23 protein-coding genes and 1 pseudogene are annotated in these 24595 nt (G+C 72.5%); 17 read left to right on the plus strand and 7 right to left on the minus strand.

Translation table 11 applies throughout. From position 1 onward, the window contains the following. Positions 1-129: 129 nt before the first annotated feature. Together CG723_RS02560 and CG723_RS02565 are read right to left on the minus strand one after the other, a co-directional pair. Positions 130-474: a hypothetical protein gene (locus CG723_RS02560; RefSeq protein ID WP_199841632.1), complete on the minus strand. Its 345-nt coding sequence runs from the start codon at positions 472-474 to the stop codon at positions 130-132. A gap of 86 nt (positions 475-560) precedes the next feature. Further along, positions 561-1421 carry an AraC family transcriptional regulator gene (locus CG723_RS02565; protein ID WP_100591496.1) on the minus strand — a complete coding sequence of 287 codons (861 nt, stop codon included), beginning with the start codon at positions 1419-1421 and terminating at the stop codon, positions 561-563. Between the two features lie 247 nt (positions 1422-1668). Between CG723_RS02565 and CG723_RS02570 the strand changes: the two genes are divergently transcribed. The 11 genes from CG723_RS02570 (at position 1669) to CG723_RS02620 (ending at position 14250) form a co-directional block, all read left to right on the plus strand. Further along, positions 1669-3318 carry an ABC transporter substrate-binding protein gene (locus CG723_RS02570; protein ID WP_100591497.1) on the plus strand — a complete coding sequence of 550 codons (1650 nt, stop codon included), beginning with the start codon at positions 1669-1671 and terminating at the stop codon, positions 3316-3318. A 56-nt stretch (positions 3319-3374) separates the two neighbouring features. Further along, on the plus strand, positions 3375-4328 hold the full coding sequence (locus CG723_RS02575) for an ABC transporter permease (RefSeq protein ID WP_100591799.1): 954 nt from the start codon (positions 3375-3377) through the stop codon (positions 4326-4328). Positions 4329-4342: 14 nt separating this feature from the next. Continuing rightward, positions 4343-5203 (plus strand): ABC transporter permease, encoded by an 861-nt coding sequence (locus tag CG723_RS02580; protein WP_100591800.1) that lies wholly within the window; start codon positions 4343-4345, stop codon positions 5201-5203. Beyond that, positions 5200-6225: an ABC transporter ATP-binding protein gene (locus CG723_RS02585; RefSeq protein ID WP_100591498.1), complete on the plus strand. Its 1026-nt coding sequence runs from the start codon at positions 5200-5202 to the stop codon at positions 6223-6225. Before CG723_RS02580 ends, CG723_RS02585 begins: the two co-directional genes overlap by 4 nt. Next, positions 6222-7277, plus strand: a complete 1056-nt coding sequence (locus CG723_RS02590; RefSeq protein ID WP_100591499.1) for an ABC transporter ATP-binding protein — start codon at positions 6222-6224, stop codon at positions 7275-7277. Before CG723_RS02585 ends, CG723_RS02590 begins: the two co-directional genes overlap by 4 nt. Positions 7278-7296: 19 nt before the next feature. After that, the gene (locus tag CG723_RS02595; RefSeq protein WP_100591500.1) at positions 7297-9132 is read left to right on the plus strand and encodes a gamma-glutamyltransferase family protein; all 1836 of its coding nucleotides are present in this window, start codon (positions 7297-7299) and stop codon (positions 9130-9132) included. A 120-nt stretch (positions 9133-9252) separates the two neighbouring features. Continuing rightward, complete coding sequence (locus tag CG723_RS02600) at positions 9253-10104, plus strand: inositol monophosphatase family protein (RefSeq protein ID WP_100591501.1); 852 nt, start codon at positions 9253-9255, stop codon at positions 10102-10104. Positions 10105-10273: 169 nt separating this feature from the next. After that, complete coding sequence (locus tag CG723_RS02605) at positions 10274-11683, plus strand: phytoene desaturase family protein (protein ID WP_100591801.1); 1410 nt, start codon at positions 10274-10276, stop codon at positions 11681-11683. Further along, on the plus strand, positions 11680-12195 hold the full coding sequence (locus CG723_RS02610) for an O-acetyl-ADP-ribose deacetylase (protein WP_100591502.1): 516 nt from the start codon (positions 11680-11682) through the stop codon (positions 12193-12195). The genes CG723_RS02605 and CG723_RS02610 overlap by 4 nt, the downstream gene beginning before the upstream one ends. 86 nt (positions 12196-12281) lie before the next feature. Next, positions 12282-13748, plus strand: a complete 1467-nt coding sequence (locus CG723_RS02615) for an AlkA N-terminal domain-containing protein (RefSeq protein WP_100591503.1) — start codon at positions 12282-12284, stop codon at positions 13746-13748. A gap of 13 nt (positions 13749-13761) precedes the next feature. Continuing rightward, positions 13762-14250, plus strand: coding sequence for a methylated-DNA--[protein]-cysteine S-methyltransferase (locus CG723_RS02620; protein WP_100591504.1), 489 nt, complete (start codon positions 13762-13764; stop codon positions 14248-14250). A 37-nt stretch (positions 14251-14287) separates the two neighbouring features. On the opposite strand, the pseudogene CG723_RS02625 reads toward CG723_RS02620, so the two are convergent. Beyond that, positions 14288-14628: pseudogene (locus CG723_RS02625) on the minus strand (NAD-dependent deacetylase); the annotation flags it as partial. Positions 14629-14751: 123 nt separating this feature from the next. Here CG723_RS02625 and CG723_RS02630 point away from each other — a divergent pair. From CG723_RS02630 to CG723_RS02645, 4 genes are all read left to right on the plus strand, one after another. Then, complete coding sequence (locus CG723_RS02630; protein WP_100591505.1) at positions 14752-15390, plus strand: hypothetical protein; 639 nt, start codon at positions 14752-14754, stop codon at positions 15388-15390. Between the two features lie 111 nt (positions 15391-15501). Further along, positions 15502-15726: a ferredoxin gene (locus CG723_RS02635; protein WP_100591802.1), complete on the plus strand. Its 225-nt coding sequence runs from the start codon at positions 15502-15504 to the stop codon at positions 15724-15726. Beyond that, the gene (locus CG723_RS02640) at positions 15683-17107 is read left to right on the plus strand and encodes an FAD-dependent oxidoreductase (protein ID WP_199841633.1); all 1425 of its coding nucleotides are present in this window, start codon (positions 15683-15685) and stop codon (positions 17105-17107) included. The genes CG723_RS02635 and CG723_RS02640 overlap by 44 nt, the downstream gene beginning before the upstream one ends. Before the next feature lie 27 nt (positions 17108-17134). Beyond that, complete coding sequence (locus CG723_RS02645) at positions 17135-18373, plus strand: cytochrome P450 (protein ID WP_100591507.1); 1239 nt, start codon at positions 17135-17137, stop codon at positions 18371-18373. A gap of 49 nt (positions 18374-18422) precedes the next feature. Here the strand turns inward: CG723_RS02645 and CG723_RS02650 are convergent, their stop codons facing one another. The 3 genes from CG723_RS02650 to CG723_RS02660 form a co-directional block, all read right to left on the minus strand. Next, positions 18423-19160 carry an SIR2 family NAD-dependent protein deacylase gene (locus CG723_RS02650; RefSeq protein ID WP_100591508.1) on the minus strand — a complete coding sequence of 246 codons (738 nt, stop codon included), beginning with the start codon at positions 19158-19160 and terminating at the stop codon, positions 18423-18425. Between the two features lie 69 nt (positions 19161-19229). Next, entirely contained in the window at positions 19230-19727 is a 498-nt protein-coding gene (locus tag CG723_RS02655) for an NUDIX domain-containing protein (protein ID WP_100591509.1), read from the minus strand. A gap of 44 nt (positions 19728-19771) precedes the next feature. Beyond that, on the minus strand, positions 19772-20833 hold the full coding sequence (locus CG723_RS02660; protein WP_100591510.1) for an ADP-ribosylglycohydrolase family protein: 1062 nt from the start codon (positions 20831-20833) through the stop codon (positions 19772-19774). Between the two features lie 261 nt (positions 20834-21094). On the opposite strand from CG723_RS02660, the gene CG723_RS02665 reads away from it, so the two are divergent. Then, positions 21095-22246, plus strand: a complete 1152-nt coding sequence (locus tag CG723_RS02665; protein ID WP_100591511.1) for a glycerate kinase — start codon at positions 21095-21097, stop codon at positions 22244-22246. Between the two features lie 30 nt (positions 22247-22276). On the opposite strand, the gene CG723_RS02670 is transcribed toward CG723_RS02665, so the two are convergent. Beyond that, positions 22277-23476, minus strand: a complete 1200-nt coding sequence (locus CG723_RS02670) for a PucR family transcriptional regulator (protein ID WP_100591512.1) — start codon at positions 23474-23476, stop codon at positions 22277-22279. Positions 23477-23773: 297 nt separating this feature from the next. Here CG723_RS02670 and CG723_RS02675 point away from each other — a divergent pair, with 297 nt between their 5' ends. Then, positions 23774-24586: an ABC transporter ATP-binding protein gene (locus CG723_RS02675; RefSeq protein WP_100591513.1), complete on the plus strand. Its 813-nt coding sequence runs from the start codon at positions 23774-23776 to the stop codon at positions 24584-24586. The last annotated feature ends 9 nt before the right edge of the window (positions 24587-24595 follow it).

Below are 24595 nucleotides of genomic sequence, written 5' to 3' on the forward strand. Positions count from 1 at the left end.
GGAGGGGACGCCAGTGTCACACGAGTTGCCCCGGGACAACACCGCCCCCTGCCCCTCATGCGCACCATGCGCAGTTCAGTGCGTCCGCATCACCGGGCCTTCACCCCAAAGAGGCCTTCGCGTACGCGGTCAGGGCCTCTCCATGAGGGCGGGCAGGGACAGGGCGGACTCGAAGCGGTCGATCGCGGCGAAGGCGCCGTACGCGATCAGATGGACCAGGCAGTGATCGGTGTAGGGCGGCTTCAGCCAGGCCGCCACGTCCTCGTCCGTGATCCGGTACGGGGCGACGGCGGCCGGCACCGCGAGGCGCGCCCCGGGCCGCCGGTCGCGGTCGGGCAGCTCGTCCCAGGCGAGCGGGGGAAGTGAGCCGTCCCAGGCGGCGACTGCCTCCCCGACCAAGGCGATGTCGACGTCGTCGAGGAGGCCCGCGCCCGTGGACGCGGCGTCGAGCAGCGTGACACACGCCGGGCCCACGGTCGTGCCGGCCCCGCCCGGGCGGGGCCGGGACCGGATCGGGCCTTGTCACCGCACGTACGCAGTGACATGCGGGGCCGCTCGCGTCACTCCCGCTCGACCGGGATCCACAGCTGGGCGTCCGCCTGTGCCGCGTCGGGTGACAGGCGCGTGCTGAGGATCTCGGGGCCCGGACGGCTCCGGTACGGGTTGGACGGGAACCACTGGGTGAACACGTCCCGCCACAGGTGCTGGAGCGTCTGCGGGAACGGGCCCGAGCTGTCGAAGACGGCCCAGGTGCCCGCCGGGACCACGAGGGTGTCCAGGTCGTCAGGGCCTGCGGCGGAGGCCACCACCGCGTGGTAGTAGTCGAGTTCGGTGCCCTCCGCGCGGCTCGGGTCGAGGTCGTCGCTCACCGAGACGATCCCCTCGGGTTCCTGGTCGGACAGCGCGTGGATCCGGCGCACGGTCTCCTTGTCGATGCCCCGGACGAAGTCGGCGATCGCCGGATTCATGCCCTCGTGGACGAGGGGGACCCGTGCCTTCCTGCCGACCACATGGAACTCGGGCTTCTCCATCACTCGGTATCGCATGGTGCTGCTCCCTTCGACGATGAGCCGGAAGGACATCCGGGGCTGGGACCGCAGGGCCGCACCGGTCCGCCTGGCCTCGCCGGGGCCCACGCCGTGCAGGCCCCGGAAGGCCCGCGCGAACGCCTCGCCCGAGCCGTAGCCGTAACGCACCGCGATCTCGAGGAGCGTCCGCTCCCCGGAGAGCACCTCCGCGCCCGCGACGGTCAGCCGCCTGCGCCGGATGTACTCGGAGAGCGGCAGCCCCGCGAGTGCGGAGAACATCCGCCGGAAGTGGTACTCCGACGTCGCCGCGATCCGGGCCAGCTCGGTGATCTCGATGCGCTGGTCGAGGTGGCGCTCGATGTGGTCCATGGCCTCGTTGAGCCGGTCAAGCACCCCGGGCTCCTTCCTGTTGACATCGCTCACGCTAGGGAGGACCCATGGTCGCGGACCCGACATCCTGTGCCCGTTCCGGTCGGGCGTGCCCGTTCCGGCCGGTTGGGGTCTTGTGACCTTCTTTGTCGGGGCCGGTTATTCAATCTTCATCAAATGTGTTCCGCCATGCGGACAACCCTCTTGCCTGTGGACTGTATGCGAAATACGTTCTGCGGTATTCCTTGATCACACACGGATCATCCACAGGATGTCCCGCACACTCGTCCCCTGGCGGAGGTATCTCCTCGTGCGCCGAACAGCGGTTGCCGTCACGGCAGTTGCCCTGGTGTTGTCCACAACGGCGGGCTGCGGCTCCCTCCAGTCCTCGGCCACCGAGGTCGGCGGGGAGCGCATGACCGACGACCGGCCCGTACGGGACGGCGGCACGCTCACCGTCGCCCTCAACGCGGACCCGGACAAACTCGACCCCTCGCTCGCCCAGACCCTGGTAGGCCGCACGGTCTTCGCCGGGATGTGCGAGAAGCTCTACGACGTCGACGAGGCGGGCAAGGTCGTCCCGCAGCTCGCCACCGCTCTGCCGAAGACCTCGGCGGACGGCCGCACCGTCACCTTCTCCGTCCGCAAGGGCCTGAAGTTCAGCGACGGCACCTCCCTCGACGCGGCCGCCGTCGTCACCTCGCTGCTGCGCCACCGCGATCTGCCGGGATCGGCCCGCGCGACCGAACTCACCCCGCTCAAGGGCGCCGAGGCCACCGGCGCGTACTCCGTGAAGCTCACCCTCAAGCAGGCCTACGTCCCGCTCACCGCCGTACTCGCCGACCGCTCGGGCATGGTGATGTCCCCGGCGGCGCTCAAGAAGTACGGCAAGAACTTCACGAACCACCCCTCCTGTGTCGGCCCGTTCAAGTTCGTCGAGCGCGTCGGCGGCGACCGCATCGTGCTCGCCAAGGACCCGAACTACTACGACGCGCGCGACGTCCACCTCGACAAGGTGATCTACAAGCCGATCCCCGACGGCAGCGTCCGCCTCGCCAACCTGCGCTCCGGAGACGTCCAGATCGGCGACCAGATGGCCCCGGTCGACGTGAAGAGCGCGCTCACCGAGCCCAAGCTCCAGCTGTTCAACTCGCCCTCGCTCGGCTACCAGGGCATCGGGCTCAACGTCGGCAACGTCAAGGGCCTCGGCCAGAAGCCCGGCAAGCTCGACACCCCCCTCGCCCGCGACGTGCGCGTCCGGGAGGCCTTCGAGCTGTCCATCGACCGCGACCTGATCAACAAGGTTGTCTTCCAGGGCATGTACGAGCCCGCCTGCGGACCGGTCTCGCCCGAATCCGCCATCGCGCCCGGCGTCGCGGCCTCCGCCTGCCCCAAGCGCGATGTCGCCAAGGCGAAGCGGCTGCTCAAGGCCGCAGGCGTGAAGACCCCCCTCAAGATCGAACTCAAGACCTCCACCACGCCCGAGAACAGCCGTCTCGGCCAGGTCGTCCAGGCCATGGCCAAGGAGGCCGGCTTCGCCGTCTCCCTGCGCCCCACCGAGTACGCGACGATGCTCGAGGAGACCGATTCCGGTCACTACGACGCCTTCACCAGCGGCTGGTCCGGGCGCCTCGATCCCGACGGCAACATCGCCAGCTTCCTGCAGACGAAGGGTGCCATGAACGCCTACGGCTTCTCGGACGACGAGACCGACGCCCTGATCGAGCGCGGCCGCACCGAGGCCGACCCCGCCGAACGCGCCCAGATATACGGCGAGTTGACCCGTCGCGCGAACGACGCCCACGCGCTCGTCTACCTCTACCGCCAGAAGAACTACGTCGTCGCAGGGAAGGACGTCGCGGGCATCCGCGTCTACGGCGACGGCCTCGTCCGCGTGAAGGATGCGGGGTACGCCAAGTGACGACCAGCCGAATAGCCCTGCCGAAGGGGCGGTCCGCCCTCTTCGCGGGCCATCCGATGGCCGCGTACGTGCTGACCCGCGTACGCCAGTCCGTCATCACCCTCTTCCTCGTCTCGATCGTCGTCTTCGCGGGGATCCGTGCCCTGCCCGGCGACCCGGCCCTCGCCCTCGCCGGCGAGGAGCGCAGCCCCGCCGCACTCGCCGCGATCCGCGCCGAGTACGGGCTCGACGACAACATCGTCATCCAGTACGGCCGCTTCATCGGGCACGCCCTCACCGGCGATCTCGGCACCTCGTCACGCACCGGCCTGCCGGTCTCCGACGCCATCGGCCAGGCCCTGCCCGTCACTCTCGAACTGGCCGCGCTCTCGCTCCTGCTGGCGGTCGTCCTCGGCATCGGCGCGGGCATCGTCGCCGCCGTACGCCGTGGCAGGCCCGCCGAGTGGATCGCCAACGGCCTCGCCCTGCTCGGCCTGTCGGTCCCCACCTTCTGGCTCGGCATGGTCCTGGTCCTCGCCTTCGCCATCGCCGTCCCGGTCTTCGCCGCCTCCGGATACGTCCCCTTCGGCACCGACCCGCTCGACAACCTGCGCCGCATGGTGCTGCCCGCGATCGTTCTCGGCTCCGGGCTGGCCGCCGTCGTCATGCGGCAGACCAGGGCCGCGATGCTCGACTCCCTCTCCGCCGACTACGTGCGCACCGCCCGCGCCAAGGGCCTGTCGCGCCGCGAGGTCATCGGCGGCCACGCGCTGAGGAACTCCCTGGTCACCGTGGTGACCGTGCTCGGACTCCAGCTCGGCCACCTCATCTCCGGCGCTGTCGTCACCGAGCAGATCTTCGTCCTGCCCGGCTTCGGCAAGCTCACCATCGACGCCGTCTTCACCCGCGACTACGCGACCCTCCAGGGCGTGGTGCTGTGCACCTCCGCCGCCTACATCCTCATCAACCTGCTGGTCGACGTCGCGTACTCGGTCATCGACCCGCGCATCCGGCTCGGAGGCGCCAAGTGACCACGGCCCTTTCCCTGACAGCTGTACGTTCGCGCGCCGCGGGCAGCGCCAAGCTGCGCGCCCTGCGCAAGAACCGGCTCGCGATGACCGGCGGTGTCATCGCCGGCGTGTTCGTCCTGGCCGCGCTCTTCGCGCCGCTGATCGCCCCGTACGACCCCGCGCAGCCCGACTTCGGCAACGTGCTCGCCGCGCCCGACTGGTCGCACTGGCTCGGCACCGACGACCTCGGCCGCGACCAGCTGTCCCGCGTCGTCTTCGGCGCCCGCGCGTCCATGCAGGTCGGCGTCCTCGCCGTGATCCTCGCGTTCGTCGTCGGCGTCCCCCTGGGACTGCTCGCCGGCTACTACGGCAAGCTCGCCGACAGCGTCGTCTCGCGCGTCACCGACACGATGCTCGCGTTCCCCTTCCTGGTCCTCGCCGTCGGCCTCGCCGCGGTGCTCGGCCCGTCCCTCACCAACGCGACCATCGCGATCGGGATCTCGCAGATCCCGGCCGTCATCCGCATCACCCGGGCGGAGACCCTGCGGCTCAAGCACGTCGACTACGTCGCCGCCGCCGTCGCCAACGGGGGAGGGGACGGCGCCGTCCTGTTCCGCCACGTCCTGCCCAACGCGACCTCGGCGCTCGTCGTCCAGGCCACCGTCGGCATCCCCGCCGCGATCATCGGCGAGGCCCTGCTCAGCTTCCTCGGCCTCGGCGTGCAGCCGCCCGAGCCGTCCCTCGGCGTGATGCTGTCGTCCGCCCAGTCCTTCCTCGCGCCCGCGCCCTGGATGGCGGTCTTCCCCGGCCTCGCCGTCGTCGCCGCGACCCTGGCGTTCAACCTGCTCGGCGACGGCCTGCGCGACGTCCTCGACCCCCGTGGAGCGACCCGATGAGCCCCGACCCCGTGCTGAGTGTCCGCGACCTCTCGGTGTCCTTCCGTTCGGACACCCGCACCGTCCACGCCGTCGACCACGTCTCGTACGAACTCGCGGCCGGCGAAGTCCTCGCCGTGGTGGGCGAGTCGGGCTGCGGCAAGTCCGTCACCTCCATGGCCGTCATGGGCCTGCTCCCGCCCACCGCGCACATCACCGGGTCGATCAGGCTCGGGACACGCGAACTCGCGGGCGGCGACGACAAGGCGTACGGGAAGATCCGCGGCAAGGACATCGCGATGATCTTCCAGGAGCCGATGACCTCCCTGAACCCGGTGCTCACCATCGGCCGGCAGATCGGTGAAGTGCTCCGCAGGCACCAGGGGCTGAGCAAGAAGGAGGCACGCGCGCGTGCCGTCGAACTCCTGGACCTCGTGGGCATCCCCGCCCCGGCCCAGCGCGTCGACGAGTACCCGCATCAGCTCTCAGGCGGTATGCGCCAGCGCGTGATGATCGCCATCGCGGTCGCCTGCGACCCGGCCGTCCTCATCGCCGACGAGCCGACGACCGCCCTCGACGTCACTGTGCAGGCGGGCATCCTGGAGGTCCTCCAGTCGCTGCGCGAACGCCTCGGCACGGCGATCGTCCTCATCACGCACGACCTCGGCGTCGTCGCCGACATCGCCGACCGCGTCCTCGTCATGTACGCGGGCAGGCCCGTCGAGCAGGCCCCCGTGGACGAGCTGTTCGCGGCGCCCCGCCACCCTTACACCCGCGGACTCCTCTCGGCGGTCCTGCGGCCCGGTGCCTCGGCCGCCGCGGACGGGGGCGGCAAGCGGCGCCTGCCCGAGATCCCCGGCCTCGTGCCGAGCCTCGACTCCCAGCCCGACGCCTGCACCTTCGCCCCGCGCTGCGCCCGCGCCGACGAGCAGTGCACGACGGCGAGGCCCGGCTTCCAGTCCGTCACCGACGACGCCGGAGCCGGCGCCCCGCACCGAGCCGCCTGCTGGCACCCGAACACCCTCCAGGAGGCCGCACAGTGAGCACCCCGGTCCTGCAACTCGACGCCCTGGAGCGGCACTTCACCGCGTCCGGCGGCACCGTACGCGCTGCCGACGGCGTCACCCTGACCGTCGGCCGCGGTGAAGTCGTCGGCCTCGTCGGCGAGTCCGGCAGCGGCAAGTCCACCGTCGGACGCTGCGCCGTACGCCTCGACGAGCCCACCGGCGGCACCGTACGCATCAACGGCACCGACGTGACGACCATGTCCCGGCGCGCCCTGCGCCCCCTGCGCAAGGACTTCCACCTCGTCTTCCAGGACCCCTCGTCGTCCCTCGACCCGCGCATGACCGTCGGGCAGATCGTCGCCGAACCGCTGCGGCTGCATGGCATCGCGAAGGGCGAGGCGGCACGCGCGCGCGTGGCGGAACTCCTCGCCCAGGTGGGCCTGCGCCCCGAGCACGCCGACCGGCACCCGCACGAGCTGTCCGGCGGCCAGCGCCAGCGCATCTCCATCGCCCGCGCCCTGTCGGTCGACCCGGAGCTCCTCGTCGCCGACGAGCCGACCTCCGCCCTCGACGTGTCCGTCCAGGCGTCCGTCCTCAACCTGCTCGCCGACCTCCAGCGCGACCGCGGCTTCGGCTGCCTGTTCATCACCCACGACCTCGCCGCCGTCGAGTACCTCGCCGACCGGATCGCGGTCATGTACCTGGGCCAGATCGTCGAACAGGCCCCCACCGCCGAGCTGTTCGCCGACCCCAAGCACCCCTACACACAGGCCCTCCTGTCCGCGGCGCCCGTGCCCGACCCGGTCACCCAGCGCACTCGCGAACGCATCGTTCTCAGCGGCGAACTGCCCAGCCCGCTCGCGCCGCCGCCCGGCTGCCGCTTCCACACGCGCTGCCCGCTCGCGGTCGACCGCTGCCGCACCGAGGTCCCGGCACTGCGAACCCTCGAAGGCACGGACGGCGGCCGCGAGGTCTCCTGCCACCTCGTCGCCGACGACGGCACCGCCCCCGACGCCGCGGCACCCCGAACCGCGGACACCGACGAGTCACTTCGTACGATCCCTCACAGCCGCCCCGCATCCGCCTGACGTTCGAGGAGCACCACCCTTGTTCACCACCCGGCCGACCCTCCAAGGCACCTTCGGCATGGTCTCGTCCACCCACTGGCTCGCCTCCCAGTCGGCCATGGCCGTCCTGGAGAGCGGTGGCAACGCCTACGACGCCGCCGTCGCCGCGGGCTTCGTCCTGCACGTCGTCGAACCGCACCTGAACGGCCCCGCCGGCGAGGTCCCGATCATCCTCGCTCCCGCCGGCGGGGAGGTCAGCGTCCTGTGCGGGCAGGGCGTCGCGCCCGCCGGGGCCACCGTCGCCCACTACCGCTCCCTCGGCCTGGACCTCGTCCCCGGCACCGGCCCCCTGGCCGCCGCCGTACCCGGCGCCTTCGACGCCTGGATGCTCCTCCTCAAGGACCACGGCACCAAGTCCCTGGCCGAGGTGCTGAGTTATGCCATCGGGTACGCCGAGGACGGGCACGCGCCCGTGGAGCGCGTCGGCGAGACCGTCGACACCGTGCGCGCCCTCTTCGAGAACGAGTGGCACTCCTCGGCCGAGGTCTACCTCAAGGACGGCGCGTCACCGAAGCCCGGCGAGCTGTTCCGCAATCCGCAGCTCGCCGCGACGTGGCGGCGCGTGATCGAGGAGGCCGAGGAGAGCGCGGGCGACGACCGCGTCGCGCAGATCGAGGCCGCCCGGGCGATCTGGCGCGAGGGCTTCATCGCCGAGGCCCTCGTCCGGCAGGCCGGCCGGCCCACCATGGACACCAGTGGCACCCACCACACCGGCACGCTCACCGCCGCCGACCTGGCGGGCTGGTCCGCCACCTACGAGGCGCCCGCCACGTACGACTGGAACGGCTGGACCCTGTGCAAGGCCGGCGGCTGGAGCCAGGGCCCCGCCTTCCTCCAGCAGCTCGCCCTGCTCCCCGACGAGCTGCCCGCCTACGGCTCCGCCGAGTACGTCCACCTGCTCATCGAGGGCTGCAAGCTCGCCATGGCCGACCGCGAGGCCTGGTACGGGGACGCCGGTCCCGAGGACGTGCCCGTCGCCGAGCTCCTGTCCGACGAGTACAACGCCACGCGCCGCGCCCTCGTCGGCGACAAGGCGTCCCACGAGCTGCGGCCGGGCAGCCCGCGCGGCACCGAGCCCCGGATCTCCGCGCACGCGCACGCCGTGGCGGCGGGGGAGGACGGGTTCGACGCCATGGGGGTAGCGGGCGCCGGAGCCGGTGAGCCCACCGTCGCCAAGAGCGGTGACCAGGAGGTCGCCGCGGACGGCGCGACCCGCGGAGACACCTGCCACCTCGACATCGTCGACCGCTGGGGCAACATGGTCGCCGCGACGCCGTCCGGCGGCTGGCTCCAGTCGAACCCCGTCGTGCCCGAGCTCGGCTTCCCGCTCGGCACCCGTCTCCAGATGGCCTGGCTGGACGAGGGCCTGCCGAACTCGCTCGCGCCGGGACGCCGTCCCCGTACGACGCTGACACCCTCGCTCGCCCTGAAGGACGGTGTGCCGGTCCTCGCGTTCGGCACGCCCGGGGGCGACCAGCAGGACCAGTGGCAGGTCCACTTCTTCCTCGCCGTCGCCCTGCGCGCGGCCGTGCGCGGCGGGCTCGACCTCCAGGGCGCCGTCGACGCCCCGAACTGGCACAACGACTCCTTCCCCGGCTCCTTCTACCCGCGCGGCATGCGGCCCGGCAGCGTCACCGTCGAGTCCCGCATCGGCGAGGACGTCATCGAGGAGCTGCGCCGCCGCGGCCACGACGTGACGGTCGGCGAGCCCTGGTCGGAGGGCCGCCTGTGCGCCGTCGCCCGCGACCCGGAGACCGGCGTCCTGTCGGCCGCGGCGAACCCGCGCGGGATGCAGGGGTACGCCGTCGGCCGCTGACGGATCAGGCGGCGTACGGGTCGATGTACCAGGGGTGGGGTTCCGCGGTATTCAACGGGATTCCACCCCTCGTACACCGGGCGGGTACGGGTTGTCAGTGGAGCGTGCTCTCATGGAGGCATGATCGAAGCACAGGAAACGACGGAAAGCATCGACGACTTTCTCGTACACGGGGTCACCGAGGTGGAGCGCGCCGTGCGCGCCGCTGCCGCCGCAGAGGTGATGCCCCGCTTCCGGCAGCTCGCCGAGGGTGACGTCGCCCAGAAGAGCGGCCCGCACGACCTCGTGACCACCGCCGACCGGCTGGCCGAGGAGTATCTGACCCGCGAGCTGAGCGCCCTGCTGCCCGGCTCCGTCGTCGTAGGCGAGGAGGCGGTCCACGCCGACTACGCGGTCTACGACGCGATAGGCGAGGACGCCCCGGTGTGGATCGTCGACCCGGTCGACGGCACCCGCCAGTTCGTCCACGGCGACCCCGGGTTCTGCATGCTCGTCGCGCTGGCCCAGCACGGCACGGTCCTCGCCTCCTGGACGTTCGCACCCGCGCTCGGCGAGTTCGCCGTAGCGGTCCGCGGCAAGGGCGCCTGGCTCAACGGCGAGGCGCTGCACGCCGGTTCGCCCGGTGCGGACGAGCCCATCGACGTGGCGACGTCGCACCCCGACTACACGACGGACGCGCAGAAGCGCGACCTCCTGGGCCTGTGGACCGACGGGGTGCGCCCGCGCCCGTGCGGCTCGGCCGGCCTTGAGTATCTGGCCGTCGCCCGCGGCGAGTTGGACGCCACCGCCTTCTCGTGGGAGGCCGCGTGGGACCACGCGGCGGGGCTGCTGCTCGTCGAGGAGGCGGGCGGCACGCACCTGACGAAGGCGGGCGAGCCCTTCCGGATCACCGGGGGGAACGCACTGCCGTTCACAGCGGCCCGGGACAAGGCCACCGCCCGGCGCGTGATGGACCTGCTCGGCGGCGAGTGACCCGGCGGCCGGGCGCCCTGGCGGGGCCCGCGCCCATGACCTGCGACGACCCTCGGCGCACCTTCGCGCAGCCCGTCCGGGAGCGCCCCGCGCCCCGGCTCTGTCAGCCCTCCGGCATATCCTGGCGGCCAGTGGCCTCGGCTGACAAAGGAGTCCGAAGGTGCCGTCGATGCTCGATGCCGTCGTCGTGGGTGCGGGACCGAACGGACTGACCGCTGCCGTGGAGCTGGCCCGCCGAGGCCTCTCCGTGGCCGTTTTCGAGGCCATGGACACCGTCGGCGGAGGCGCGCGCACCGAGGAGCTCACCCTCCCCGGATTCCGCCACGACCCGTGCTCGGCCGCTCATCCTCTGGGGATCAACTCGCCCGCGTTCAGGGACCTGCCGTTGGACCGGTACGGCCTGGAGTGGCTGCACGCCGAGCTTCCCATGGCGCACCCCTTCCCGGACGGCAGTGCGGCCGTGCTGTCACGCTCCGTCGCCGAGACGGCCGCCTCGTTCGGGCCGCACGACGCGGGCACCTACCGCCGTCTCGTCGCGCCCCTCCTGCCCAAGTGGGACGCGCTTGTACGGGACTTCATGGCGCTGCCGCTCACTTCCCTGCCGCGCGACCCGCTCACCCTGGCCCGCTTCGGGCTCACGGGGCTCCCGCCGTCCACATGGCTGATGCGCCGCTTCCGCGACGACCGGGCGCGCGCCCTGTTCTCCGGCCTCGTCGCCCATGCCATCGCCCCGCTCGGCGGCCTCGGAACGGGAGCCGTCGGCCTCGTCTTCGCGCTCGCCGGCCACGCGCGCGGCTGGCCCGTCGCCCGCGGCGGCTCACAGTCGATCTCCGACGCGCTCACCGCGTACCTCAAGGACCTCGGCGGAGCCGTCCACACGAACTACGAGATCAAGCGCCTCGACGACCTGCCGCCCGCCCGCGCCTACATCTTCGACACCTCGCCCACGGCGCTCGCCCGCATCGCCGGGCTCGGCAGCTACTACGAGCGCTTCCGGTACGGCGCGAGCGTCTTCAAGCTCGACTACGCGCTCGACGGACCCGTGCCGTGGACCGCGAAGGAGGCCAGGAGCGCGGGCACCGTCCAGGTCGGGCCCGGCAGCCGCGACATCGCGGCGGCCCTGCGCGCCGCCTCCCGCGAGGGCCGCGCCCCGGACAAGCCCTTCCTCATCACGGTCCAGCCCAGCGTCATGGACCCCTCCAGGGCCCCGGCGGGCAAGCACGTCTTCTGGGCGTACGGGCATGTCCCGAGCGGCTGGGACGGCGACCTCACCGACGCCGTCGAGCGGCAGCTGGAGCGCTTCGCGCCCGGGTTCCGCGACCGGATCCTGGCGCGGGCCACGGCGGGACCGCCCGAGCTGGCCGCGCGCAACGCGAACTATGTGGGCGGTGACATCGCCTGCGGCGCGGTGAGCGGGCTCCAGCTGCTCCTGCGGCCGAAGCTGTCCCTGTCGCCGTACACGACGCCGCACCCCGCCGTCTTCATCTGCTCGTCCGCGAGCCCGCCGGGGCCGGGCGTCCACGGCATGTCCGGGCACAACGCGGCCAAGGCCGTGTGGAGGAGGATCCGCGCGTCATGACCCGAATCACCCTGGTCAAGGGCGACATCACCGCCGAGACCGCCGACGCGATCGTGAACGCGGCCAACTCCTCGCTGCTCGGCGGCGGCGGGGTCGACGGCGCGATCCACCGGCGCGGCGGCCCCGAGATCCTCGCCGAGTGCCGCAGACTCCGCGCCTCGCACTACGGCAAAGGTCTGGCCACGGGACAGGCGGTCGCCACGACGGCAGGGAACCTCGACGCAGGGCATGTGATCCACACCGTCGGCCCGGTCTGGTCCGCGTCCTTGGACCGGTCCGAGCTGCTCGCCTCCTGCTACCGCGAGTCGCTGCGTGTGGCGGCCGGGCTCGGCGCCCGGACCGTGGCCTTCCCCGCGATCTCGACCGGGATCTACGGCTGGCCGCTGGACGACGGCGCGCGCATCGCGGTCCGCACCGTGCGAGAGGTCGTCGCGCCACCCGTCGAAGAAGTCCGGTTCGTCCTCTTCGACGACAGGGCGTACGCGGCCTTCGCCGACGCCCTCGCCGACTGACCGCTCCCCGCCGAGGGCCCTCGCGCCCGCACGTCGATGTCGGATTCTCGCCAGCCAGGGCGCTGGCCATCGGCGATGCTTACTGCATGCACACCGATACCGACCGATGCGTCCGGGCCGTCCAGTCCAAGGACGCCCGCTTCGACGGCTGGTTCTTCACCGCCGTCCTGACGACCCGGATCTACTGCAGGCCCAGCTGCCCGGTAGTGCCTCCGAAGCCCGAGAACATGACCTTCCTGCCCAGCGCCGCCGCGTGCCAGCAGGCCGGATTCCGGGCCTGCAAGCGCTGCCGCCCCGACACGAGCCCCGGCTCCCCGGAGTGGAACCAGCGCGCCGACCTGGTCGCCCGCGCCATGCGCCTCATCGGCGACGGCGTCGTCGACCGCGAGGGCGTCCCCGGCCTCGCCGGACGCCTCGGCTACAGCCCCCGCCAGGTCGAGCGCCAGCTCCTCGCCGAGCTGGGCGCGGGCCCGCTCGCCCTGGCCCGCGCCCAGCGTGCCCAGACCGCGCGGATCCTCGTGGAAACGACCGAGCTGCCGATGGCCGACATCGCCTTCGCCGCCGGCTTCTCCTCCATCCGCACCTTCAACGACACGGTTCGCGAGGTCTTCGCGCTCTCCCCGAGCGAGCTGCGCACCCGCGCGCCCAGGAACGGTGCCACTGCACCCGGCGCGATCACGCTGCGCCTCCCGTTCCGCGCCCCGCTCAACCCCGACAACCTCTTCGGCCACCTCGCCGCGACCGCCGTACCGGGCGTCGAGGAGTGGCGCGACGGTGCGTACCGGCGCACGCTGCGCCTCCCCTACGGGCACGGCATCGTCACCCTCACGCCCACCCCCGACCACATCGGCTGCCGCCTCGTCCTCACCGACCAGCGCGATCTGACCGTCGCGATCAGCCGCTGCCGCCGCATGCTCGACCTGGACGCCGACCCCGTCGCCGTGGACGAGCAGCTGCGAGCGGACCCGCTGCTCGCCCCGCTCGTCGACAAGGCGCCCGGCCGCCGGGTGCCGCGCACCGTCGACGAGCCAGAGTTCGCGGTCCGCGCCGTACTCGGCCAGCAGGTGTCCACGGCCGCCGCCCGCACCCACGCCGCGCGCCTCGTCACCGCGCACGGCGAGCCCGTCGACGACCCTGAGGGCGGCCTCACCCATCTCTTCCCCTCACCGGCGTCGCTCGCGGCCCTCGACCCCGAGGCGCTCGCCCTGCCGCGCAGCCGCCGCACCACCCTGACCACACTGGTGCGCGAACTCGCGGAGGGCGCCATCGTCCTCGGCCCGGAGAGCGACTGGGACGAGGCCCGCGCCCGGCTCATGGCGCTGCCCGGATTCGGGCCCTGGACGGTCGAGGTCATCGCGATGCGCGCCCTCGGCGACCCTGACGCCTTCTTGCCCACCGACCTCGGAATGCGGCGCGCCGCACAGGAGTTGGGGCTGCCCCACACCCCGGCCGCCCTCACCGCGCGCGCCGCGTCCTGGCGCCCCTGGCGCGCGTACGCCGTCCAGTACCTGTGGGCCACCGACGACCACCCGATCAACTTCCTCCCCGCGTAAGGGACTCGGCATCATGACCGGCAAGCAGCACCACGTCCTCGACAGCCCCTACGGGCCGCTCACGCTCGTCGCCACCGACGGCACACTCAGCGGCCTCTACATGACAGACCAGCGCCACCGCCCCGCCGAGGAGACCTTCGGGGAGCGCGACGGTCGGCCCTTCGGGGCGGTCATCGACCAGCTGGAGGCCTACTTCCAGGGCGAGTTGCAAGAGTTCGACCTGCCGCTGCGCCTCGAAGGGACGCCCTTCCAGCGCAGCGTCTGGGAGCAGCTCCAGCGCATCCCGTACGGGGAGACCCGCACCTACGGGGAGCTCGCCGAGGCCCTCGGCAACGCGAACGCGTCCCGCGCCGTGGGCCTCGCCAACGGCAAGAACCCCGTCGGCGTCATCGTCCCCTGCCACCGCGTCATCGGCGCGAGCGGCGGCCTGACCGGCTACGGCGGCGGCCTGGAACGCAAGCAGCGCCTCCTCGACTTCGAACAGGGCGCGGCGCTGTTCTAGCGAGATCCCTTACGCCGGATCCCTTACCCCGGATCCCTTACGGGGTCAGCTCGCCGAGGAGCCGTGGAAGCGCCGTCCCGATCGGCTCCCGCACGGCCTCGGCGGCCTGGTCGTCGTACGGCGTCGGCTCGGCGTTCACGATGACGAGCCGCGCCGTTGTCCGCCGCGAGGCCCGCGAGTCCCGCGGTGGGCTGCACCTGGAGGCTGCTGCCGACGGCGAAGAACACCTGGCGCGCCTTGGCGATCGACACCGCCGCGCCCAGCACCACCGGGCCGGGCCGCTCCCCGGACATCACGGTCGCCGGCTTCAGGATCCCCGCACACCAGACAGGCGGGATCGTCCTCGCCCGCCCCGACCCGCGCGACGGCGTCCGTCATCGCGTCCCCGGTACCCATGGCCTGTTTGGCGCATCGCTGTCTTCCTCCCGAGTGACCCCGGTGGCGCGAGCCCTGGATCGCTGGTGTCTGTACGAAGGAGGACCAGGCAGAAAGCGGGAGACCATGGAGCGACAGCACGAGCGCCTCGCGACACCCTGGGCCGCCGGGGTGGCCGGGGTGGTGTTCGCGATCCTGATGGCCGCGGCGATCGTCCTGATGCGCATCGCTCTGCCCGGCGGCAACGGCGGGGACGACGTAACCGTCGATGCCGGACAGCGCAGCGCGGTGCGGACGGCGCTGGCGCTGCTCCCGTTCGCCGGGATCGCCTTCCTGTGGTTCATGGGCGCCCTGCGCGAGCAGGCCGGCGAGGGTGAGGACCGGTTCGTCTCCACCGTGTTCCTGGGCAGCGGCCTGGTCTTCGTCGCCACCCTGTTCGGCGCCGCCGCAGCAGCGGGAACCGTGCTCGACGAGAGTCAGCAGCACCCTCCTTTCGGCCGGCACTTCGCCTACGCCCTGCTGACCACGTACGCCATGCGGATGGCGGCCGTGTTCATCATCACGACCTCGACCATCGGCCGCCGGCTCGGCATCCTCCCGCACCCGCTCGTCGCCCTCGGCTACCTGGCGGGCCTTACGCTGCTCGTGGTGGGAGCGAACCTGCCCTGGTCCGAACTGGTCTTCCCGGCCTGGGCGTTGCTCGTCAGCCTGAACATCCTGCGACGTCGTCGTCCCGCCCGGTCACAGCCGGCCACATCGACCTGAGCCGGCCACACCGCTCACTCGAACGGTCGCCTTCTCGTCGCCGCATCCCGTCCGGACACCGAGGGTGGTCACAGGGGGCTGAGCGGGCCGTTGGAGAGGACCGATCCCGTGGTGAGGATTGCCGTCGACCTGAACCGCTGTCAGGGGTACGCGCAGTGCGCGTTCCTCGCGCCCGAGGTCTTCGCCATGCACGGCGAGGAGGCGCTGCTGTACCACCCGGAGGCCGACCAGGCGCAGCGCGAGAAGCTGGCTCAGGCCGCCGCAGCGTGCCCCGTTCAGGCCATCCTGGTCGATGCGGTGGACGCCCCGGGCGACGGGGTGTCCGGTGAACGGTGACGGATCACTGGAACGGCTCAAGCGCGAAGGGCGCATCGTCGTCGTCGGCGCCTCGCTGGCCGGCCTGCGGGCTGCGGAAACCCTGCGTGACGAGGGCTTCGCGGGCTCGCTGACCATCATCGGTGACGAGCCCTACGAGCCGTACGACCGACCCCCGCTGTCCAAGCAGGTGCTGCTGGGCAAGGCGACCGCCGACGGTACCTCGCTGCCCAGACGCCGGTCCGTCGACGCGACCTGGCGGCTCGGGGTCCCGGCCACCGGCCTGGACATGCCCGCCAAGCGGGTGCGGCTGGCCGACGGCGACGAAGTGCCGTACGACCGGCTGCTGATCGCCACCGGGGTACGGGCGCGACCGTGGCCTCGCGAGGCCGAGGCGGAACTTGACGGCGTCTTCGTGCTGCGGACCCGCGACGACGCAGCCGCGCTCGCACGGCGGCTCGACGAGGGACCCAAGCGGGTCTTCGTCATCGGCGCCGGGTTCACCGGCTCGGAGATCGCCTCCGCCTGCCGCGAACGCGGCCTTCCGGTCACCGTCGCCGAGCGCGCCGCGGCGCCCCTGGCCGGCGCACTCGGCGGGGTGGTCGGCGCGGTCGCCGCCGAACTCCATCGCCAGCACGGCGTGGACCTGCGGTGCGGAGTCATGGTGACCGCTCTGGAGGGCGACGCCTCGGGACGTGTGCGCGCCGCGCACCTGTCCGACGGCTCCACCGTGGAGACCGACGTGGTGGTTGTCTCGCTCGGCGCCACCCGCAACACCGGTTGGCTCGCCGGATCCGGACTCGGGGCGGGCCCTCGCGGGATCGCGTGCGATGCCGGCTGCCGCGCGTTCGACATCCGGGGAATCGTGACCGACGACATCTATGTGGCGGGCGACGTCGCCCGCTCCCCGCACGCCTTGTTCGGCTACCAGTTCCTGTCCCTGGAGCACTGGGGCAATGCCGTGGCCCAGGCCGGGATCGCGGCGCACAACATGCTGAGCGAAAGTACCGACCGGCTCCCCCACATGTGGATGCCTGCCTTCTGGTCCTCGCAGTTCGGAGTCAACATCAAGTCGGTCGGGGTGCCGTCACTGGGGACGGAGATCTTCATCTCCCAGGGTTTGCTCGAGGAGCGCCGGTTCGTCGGCGTCTACGGGTACCAAGGGCGCGTCATCGGTGCGGTCGCCTTCGACCATGGCCGGTGGATGCCGTTCTACCAGGAGTTGATCGAGACCACCGCACCGTTCCCGCCGCCGTTCCTCACGGTCGACCGGCGCTCGGAGGGACAGCAGCCGATGGACGCGGACTACCCCGACCCGTCGGTCCCCACTCACGGCCCCACCGTGACCCTCAGCGGATACTCGCCGGCCGACCGCCGGATGACGTTCACCCCTGCGCACTGACCCGCAGCACGGCCACGAGGACTCGCCATGACGCAATCCCCCCTGCACCAGATCCTGGACTACGCCAACCGCGCCAATCCGTACCCGATCTACGAAGAGCTGCGGAAGACGCCGGTCCTCCACGAAGAGGACGGGCCGTACGTGGTCAGCACCTACTACGAGATCCGCAGCCTCCTGCACGATCCCCGGATCAGTTCCGACGCCCGCAACGTGGCCTCGACCGCCCGCGACCCGCTGGCCGAGTCGTCCCAGGAGGACGAGAGCGCCCTGCCGCCGAGCTTCCTGCGGCTCGACCCTCCGGAACACGACCGGCTGCGACGTATGACGAACCGGCCCTTCGGCCCGCCGCACTCCCCTCACCGGGTCGACGGGATGCGCGGAGAACTCCATGGCATCGTCTGCGGCCTCATCGACGGCATCGGCGATCCGGGCCGGATCGACCTGGTGGACCAGTTCTCCTACCCCTTCCCCGTGACGGTGATCTGCCGGCTGCTCGGGATTCCGCGCGAGGACGAGGCGCGCTTCCACACCTGGGCGGACACGATCGCCGCGAGCCTGGACCCCGACCCGGACGCGGATCCCACCGAGCGGGGCAAGACGTCGCACGACGCCCGGATGCAACTGGGCATGTACCTGGCCGGCCTGATCGAGGAGCGCCGCAAGAAGCCCGGGAACGACATGCTCTCCGAGCTGGCGACGGCCAAGGGCGAAGACGGCTCGATGACCACGATGGAACTCCTCAGCACTGCGGCGCTGTTGCTGATCGCGGGCCACGAGACGACCGTCAACCTGATCACCAACGGAATGCTGACCCTGCTGCGCAACCCCGATGTCCTGGAGCGGCTGCGCGCGGACCCGCGGCTGGCCGTGCCCATCGTCGAGGAACTGCTGCGCTTCGAGCCGCCCGTACAACTGGTGCCGCAGCGCACCACCCTCGCCGACATCGAGGTCCGCGGAGTCACCATCCCCAAGGGCGCCTCCCTCTGGCTGGTCCTGGCGTCCGGCAACCGCGACCCTCAGCGCTTCGAGAATCCGGACCGCTTCGACCCGGACCGCGGGGACATCCAGCATCTCGGCCTGGGCAGCGGCATCCACAGCTGTTTCGGCGCACCTCTCGCCCGGCTGGAGGCCCAGTTCGCCCTGTCGGAACTGGCCCGGAGGCTGGAGAACCCACGTCTGCTAGAGGACCCGCCGCCGTACCGGCAGAACGCCGTGCTGCGCGGGCCGCGGCATCTGTCCATCGCTTGCGACGGGATCCGCCCTTAGGGCCTGTCCTGCGGATCAGCTCGGCGTCGCGGGGTCCGCCGGACCGGCCCTAGGGGTGTGCCATGCCGAGTCGGCGCAGCAGCTTCGGCAGCGCGGTGCCGATGGGTTCGCGGATGACTTCGTCGGCCAATTCGTCGTACGGCGTCGCCTCGGCGTTGACGATGACGAGCCGCGCCCCATGATCCGCGGCAACACCGGCGAGCCCGGCGGCGGGCTGCACCTGGAGACTGCTCCCCACGGCGACGAACACCTGACACGCCTTGGTGATCGCGACGGCCTCACCCAGCACCACCGGATCGAGCCGCTCCCCGAACATCACGGTCGCCGACTTGAGGATCCCCCCGCACTCCAGGCACGGCGGATCGTCCTCCCCAGCCTCGACCCGGGCGAGGGCGTCCTCCATCGGCCCACGCGCATGACAGCCGGTACACACGAAACTCCGTGCGGAGCCGTGCAGTTCGAGGACCTTGCGGGCGGGCATCCCGGCGAGCTGGTGCAGCCCGTCCACGTTCTGCGTGATCACCCGCACGGGCACACCGGCCCGCTCCAGATCGGCGACGGCCCGGTGCGCGCCGTTCGGCTCGGCGGCAAGGGTCCGGTTCTTCCGCCGCATCTGCCACGACCGGCGCCGGATCTCGGGATCGCCCATGTAGTACTCGTACGTGACGAGCTTCTCCGCCTCCGGGTCACGCCGCCACAGACCGTTCGGCCCGCGGTAGTCCGGGATCCCGGAGTCCGTGGAGATGCCTGCACCACTGAGAATCGCGACGAGAGGCTGCGTGCTCATGCCGCCGAGGGTAGGCGCCTCTCCGGGCGGACCGCGAGGCGATATCGGCGCGCGCCGCACCAGGCCGGGTCAGCTCACGCGGTTGCCGTTCTCCAGTTCGGCCGTTCCCTCGCCCCGCGTGAGGACGTCGAGGGCTGTGAGGACGCGGCGGCCGAGTGAGCCCGGCAGGTACTCCGGCAGGTCGGGCCGGTCCACGAGGCGCCAGGAGAGCAGTTCCTCCTCCTGGAGCTTGATCGCCTTGAAGCGGTCCTCGTCCAGGACCCCGCCGTCGTACAGATAGGCCACGAGCGGCGGACGCGCGGCCGTGCCGGACACCCAGTCGACCGCGAGCAGCCGGCCGAGCTCCACGTCGAGGCCGATCTCCTCGGCGGTCTCGCGCCGGGCGCCCTGGCGCGGGGTCTCCCCGGTGTCGGACTCGACGGTGCCGCCCGGCAGCGCCCACCCGTCGCGGTAGTTCGGCTCGACGAGCAGCACGCGCCCCTCGGAGTCACGGAAGAGTGCGGCGGCGCCGCACAGGACGCGGGGGAGGCCCGCGATGTACGCGGCGAACTCGGCAGAGGCAGTCATGAGGGAAGCCTAACGACCGTGTGCCGGGGCCCGTGGCCGCCGGATCACGCCTCGGCCAACTCGACCGTACGCGCCGCGAGTTCGCTGATCCGCGCGCCGTCGAACCCGAACACCGCGCTGCGCACCCGGTCCTCCAGCGGGTCCTTCCACTGCGCCGGGATCGCCGCAGCCCCGCACAGTACACCGGCCACGGACCCGGCCGTCGCGCCGTTCGAGTCGGTGTCCAGGCCGCCGCGCACCGTGAGCGCGAGAGTGCGGGTGAAGTCCCCGTCGCCGTACAGGAGCCCGGCCGTGATGACGGCCGCGTTCGGGACCGCGTGGATCCAGCCGAGCCCGGCCGTCTCCTCCTCCAGCGTCGCGAGCGTCTCCTCCCAGCTCAGCCGCGACTCGTGGAGCGTGGCAGTACGGCACACCGTACGGGCCAGTCGGCTGCTCGCCGGGATCACGGTGAGTGCGGTGTCGAGCGCGGCGCGCGGGCCCGGCGCCGTGAACGCCGCCGCGACGAGCGCCGCCGCCCACATCGCGCCGTACACGCCGTTGCCCGTATGGGACAGGACCGCGTCGCGGCGCGCGAGGGAGGCGGCGCGGTGCGGGTCGCCCGGACAGGTCCACCCGAAGATGTCGGCACGGATCAGCGCGCCGATCCACTCCTGGTACGGATTGTCGAACGTCGCCGTGAGCGGCGGCTTCAGCCCGTTCGCGAGATTGCGGTACGCCGCCCGCTCCGCGGTGAACGTCTGCAGATACGGCAGCCTCATCAGCCACAGATCACCCACCTGTTCCGTGGAGAAGGAGAAGCCGTGCGTCTCCAGGAGGTGCAGGCCGAGGATCGCGTAGTCCACGTCGTCGTCCCGGCAGCTGCCGTGGATCCGTCCGCGTACGCACCGCCGCCACTCGGGGCGCAGCGCGAGGCCGTCGGACTCGTCGGCGGGTTCGGGCAGATAGTCGGTGAGCGGCAGGGCGGCGGCCCGCCGCAGATAGCTGTCGATGCGCGCCCGGGTCCAGCGCTCGCCCTGTTCCACCGGCTTGCCGAGCATGTTGCCCGCGATCCGGCCGAGCCAGCCGCCGAGCACCCGGTCCTGGAGGTCGCTGCCCACTGGGGTCATGTCTTTGGTGTACCCGATGAGGGGCCGCGGTGGGGCGAGGCGTTCCGGGCCGTGCGCCGGACCGTCCGCGCACCGCGCCCGGCTGATCGATCATTTCCGCGCTCATGACGCCCGGGTTTGAGTATGTATAGCGGGACTTATCGTCCGAGAGGGCCGTTTCGCTGACCGGACAGCCATGGGCAGCGGCCCCCACCTCCGGTTAAGGTCGCAGCGGCGCGACTGCCTTGCGCGAGCAAGGCGCGAAAGCAAGGGGAATGCAAGGTGGCGGACGCTGGAGTGACGGCGGAGCACGTGCTCATCGCCGCGGACAAGTTCAAGGGCTCGCTCACGGCCGTGCAGGTCGCGGAGCGGGTCACGGCCGGCCTGCGGCGGATCGCGCCCGGGGTGACGGTCGAGTCCGTGCCCGTCGCGGACGGCGGGGACGGCACGGTGGCCGCGGCCGTGGCGGCCGGTTTCGAGCGCCGCGAGGTCCGGGTCACGGGGCCGCTCGGTGACGAGGTCACGGCGGCGTACGCCCTGCGGGACGGCACGGCCGTCGTCGAGATGGCCGAGGCGTCCGGGCTCCAGCTGCTGCCCGAAGGCGTCTTCGCGCCGCTGACCTCGACCACGTACGGGTCCGGCGAACTGCTCGCCGCGGCGCTCGACGCGGGCGCCCGCTCCATCGTCTTCGGCGTGGGCGGCAGCGCCACGACCGACGGCGGCGCCGGAATGCTGGCCGCGCTCGGCGCACGCTTCCTGGACGCGGACGGCAAGCCCGTCGGCCCGGGCGGCGGGCCCCTCGCCGACCTGGCCACGGCCGACCTCTCGGGGCTCGACCCGCGCCTGGCCGACGTGGAGATCGTCCTCGCCAGCGACGTCGACAACCCGCTGACCGGCCCGAAGGGTGCGCCGGCGGTGTACGGCCCGCAGAAGGGCGCGACGTCGGACGACGTCGCCGACCTGGACGCGGCGCTGGCCCACTTCGCGCGGGTCCTGGCCAAGTCGATCGGCCCCAAGGCACTCGAATACGCCGAATCGCCCGGCGCCGGAGCCGCCGGCGGCATCGGCTACGGCGCCCTGGTCGGCCTGGGAGCGGGCTTCCGGGCCGGCATCGAGGTCATGCTCGACGTCCTCGGCTTCGCGCCCGCGCTCGCCCGCGCCACCCTCGTCATCACGGGCGAGGGTTCCCTCGACGAGCAGACGCTCCACGGCAAGGCCCCGGCGGGCGTCGCCGCGGCGGCCCGCGCGGCGGGCGTCGAGGTCGTGGCGGTCTGCGGCCGCCTCGCCCTTCCCCCGGAGGCCCTGGGCCGCGCGGGCATCCGCCGCGCCTACGCCCTCACGGACGTGGAGCCGGACGTGGCCCGCTGCATCGCCGAGGCAGGCCCGATCCTGGAGACCGTGGCGGAGCGGATCGCCCGCGACTTCCTGGTGTGACCCGGCGCGCGCCGGGGTGAGGGATGGTCCTCACCCCGGCGAGAGCCGGTAGGCGTCGAGGGCCAGGGTCATCTCCATCAGGTCGCGCGGCCGGGACAGTGACCTGGACGTCAGCTGTTCGAGGCGGCGCAGCCGGTTGAAGACCGTGTTGCGGTGGCAGTAGAGGCGGCCCGCCGCCCGGCCCGCCGAGCCCTCGCAGGACAGCCACGCGTCGAGCGTTTCGAGCAGCACCGCCCGGTCGCCCGGCTCCAGCGCGAGAACCTCGCCGAACACGTCCGTGACCAGGCGGCCCGCAAGCTCGGGCTGGCTGACCACCAGAGCCGTCGGCATGCGCCGGTCGAGCCGGACGATTCCGGTCGCGTCCGGCGGGCAGGTGCGCAGGGCGAGTTCGGCCAGGCGCCGCGCGTGCCCCAGCTCCGCGAGCCCGGCCACCACGGGGCTGACCCCGCCGGGCCCCGGGCACCGCCCGTCCAGGAGTGCCGTCAGCTCGTCCAGCCCCTCGCCGCTGCCGAGCGCGACCACACCGACCTCGCAGTCCGTCCGCATCCGCCAGATGAACCGGAAGCCCGGGTTCTGGATCCGCCGGTGGAATGCCTCGCGCCCGTCGCGCCGGTCGACGCGCAGCACCACCACCGCGTACGGGCCGTGCTCCGGCAGATCGAGCCCGGCGGCGGCCCGCGCCGCCAGGCCCGGCGCGGGCCTGCCCTCGAGAAGCGCGTCGAGGAGTGCCTGCAACTGCTCGTCCGTGCGCCGCCGCAGCTCCATCTCGGTGGCGCGGTACGCCTCGGCCGCCGCCGCGGCCTGCGCGTCCACCGCCGCCCACACCATCGTCGCCGACCGCATGAGCACGGCCAGCTTCTCCGGGTCCTGCCCGGCGGGGCTCTCGAGCAGCGCGTCCCACACCAGATAGCCCGCGTTGCGGTACGCGTGCACGAGCAGGTCGACCGGCAGCCCCTGACCGGCCCGGCGCCGGCCCGACTCCTCCGCGTACTCCAGGTCCCGCCGGGGCGACGTGCGCGGGGCGACGATCGTCTCGATGCCGATGCGCATCGCCTCCTCGGCCTCGCGCCACCGGACGTCGTACGGCAGCACCCGCCCGTACACCTCCGAGTACGCGGAGAGCTGGCGCAGATGCTCGTCCACCAGTTCCGGCACCCGCTCCAGCAACTCCGTGCACGTCTCCCTCAGAAGTCTCCAGTCCTGGCCGGTGCGAGGCCTGCGCCTGCTCATCGCCCCTCCCCACGGTCCACCGCGGCAAGGGCGTCGCGAGGTGGTCCCGTGCGGAGGATGTCACCGCACGGCCGCGCCCGGCAGGCCCCTGACGCGGGGTGTTGTGCCCGTGCACAACCGACGCCGGTGAGCGCTGGTCACCCGCAGCGATTCGCCCGCGGCCCGTGGACGGGCCGCCCCGGCGGTGCTGGGGTGAGCGCCACGCGGCGCACAGGCCCGTTCCATGTGGCGAGCGGCGGCACCTGAGCGACGGCACCTGAGACACGGCACCTGAGACACGGCACCTAGGGGGTACGGGTGGCAGATTCCGGACTGGTCGTCGACGGCGTGTCCGTCGGCTACGGGCCCGTACGCGCCCTGCGCGACGTGTCCCTGTACGTCCCCGAGGGCGCCGTCGTCGCGGTGCTCGGAAACAACGGAGCCGGCAAGTCGACGCTCCTGAGGGCGATTTCGCGCACCCTCGGCTTCCAGCGCGGCGCGGTCACCGCGGGCACGATCCGCTTTTGCGGCCGGCCCCTGGACGGGCTCGCCCCGGACCGGGTCGTCGCCGCCGGAATCGCCCAAGTCCCGGAGGGCAGGCGGGTGTTCGCCCGAATGACCGTGGCCGACAACCTGCGCGCGGGGGCGCTCGGCTCCGCCGGTTCCCGGGCCGCGAAGGCGGCCGCGCTGCGCCGCGTCCACGAACTGTTCCCGGTCCTCGCCGACCGCGCGGCCCAGCGCGCAGGGCTCCTGTCCGGCGGCGAGCAGCAGATGCTGGCCGTGGGCAGGGCCCTGATGGCCTCGCCGCACCTGCTGCTCCTGGACGAACCGTCCCTGGGCCTCGCCCCGTTGATGGCCGCGCGGATCGCCGAGACGGTCCTGGAGATCAACGCGCAGGGCACTTCGGTCCTGCTCGTCGAGCAGAACGCGGCCCTCGCGCTCCGCCTCGCCTCGCAGGCATACGTCCTCGACGTCGGAGAGGTCGCGGTCGAGGGCCCGGCGGCGGACCTCGCCGCGTCCGACGAGATCCGCCGCCGCTACCTGGGGGTCGTGGACGAGACGGCGGCCGCCGACGCGACCCGCGGCGCAGGGACGCTCCCGTCCCTGCCCCGCTGGGGAGGCCCGCGATGACCTCGGAGC

Origin of the sequence: Streptomyces sp. CB01635 (genome assembly GCF_002803065.1) — a bacterium.
Taxonomy (GTDB): domain Bacteria; phylum Actinomycetota; class Actinomycetes; order Streptomycetales; family Streptomycetaceae; genus Streptomyces.

What these genes read in the sequence shown, in the direction of transcription:
- CG723_RS02650 (WP_100591508.1), bottom strand. Translation starts at nt 19,160, where the DNA reads ATGAGCACGCAGCCTCTCGTCGCGATTCTCAGTGGTGCAGGCATCTCC.
- CG723_RS02670 (WP_100591512.1), bottom strand. Translation starts at nt 23,476, where the DNA reads ATGAGCAGGCGCAGGCCTCGCACCGGCCAGGACTGGAGACTTCTGAGG.
- CG723_RS02630 (WP_100591505.1), top strand. Translation starts at nt 14,752, where the DNA reads ATGGAGCGACAGCACGAGCGCCTCGCGACACCCTGGGCCGCCGGGGTG.
- CG723_RS02645 (WP_100591507.1), top strand. Translation starts at nt 17,135, where the DNA reads ATGACGCAATCCCCCCTGCACCAGATCCTGGACTACGCCAACCGCGCC.
- CG723_RS02660 (WP_100591510.1), bottom strand. Translation starts at nt 20,833, where the DNA reads ATGACCCCAGTGGGCAGCGACCTCCAGGACCGGGTGCTCGGCGGCTGG.
- CG723_RS02575 (WP_100591799.1), top strand. Translation starts at nt 3,375, where the DNA reads ATGGCCGCGTACGTGCTGACCCGCGTACGCCAGTCCGTCATCACCCTC.
- CG723_RS02655 (WP_100591509.1), bottom strand. Translation starts at nt 19,727, where the DNA reads ATGACTGCCTCTGCCGAGTTCGCCGCGTACATCGCGGGCCTCCCCCGC.
- CG723_RS02640 (WP_199841633.1), top strand. Translation starts at nt 15,683, where the DNA reads ATGCGGTGGACGCCCCGGGCGACGGGGTGTCCGGTGAACGGTGACGGA.
- CG723_RS02615 (WP_100591503.1), top strand. Translation starts at nt 12,282, where the DNA reads ATGCACACCGATACCGACCGATGCGTCCGGGCCGTCCAGTCCAAGGAC.
- CG723_RS02620 (WP_100591504.1), top strand. Translation starts at nt 13,762, where the DNA reads ATGACCGGCAAGCAGCACCACGTCCTCGACAGCCCCTACGGGCCGCTC.
- CG723_RS02610 (WP_100591502.1), top strand. Translation starts at nt 11,680, where the DNA reads ATGACCCGAATCACCCTGGTCAAGGGCGACATCACCGCCGAGACCGCC.
- CG723_RS02570 (WP_100591497.1), top strand. Translation starts at nt 1,669, where the DNA reads ATGTCCCGCACACTCGTCCCCTGGCGGAGGTATCTCCTCGTGCGCCGA.
- CG723_RS02605 (WP_100591801.1), top strand. Translation starts at nt 10,274, where the DNA reads ATGCTCGATGCCGTCGTCGTGGGTGCGGGACCGAACGGACTGACCGCT.
- CG723_RS02600 (WP_100591501.1), top strand. Translation starts at nt 9,253, where the DNA reads ATGATCGAAGCACAGGAAACGACGGAAAGCATCGACGACTTTCTCGTA.
- CG723_RS02585 (WP_100591498.1), top strand. Translation starts at nt 5,200, where the DNA reads ATGAGCCCCGACCCCGTGCTGAGTGTCCGCGACCTCTCGGTGTCCTTC.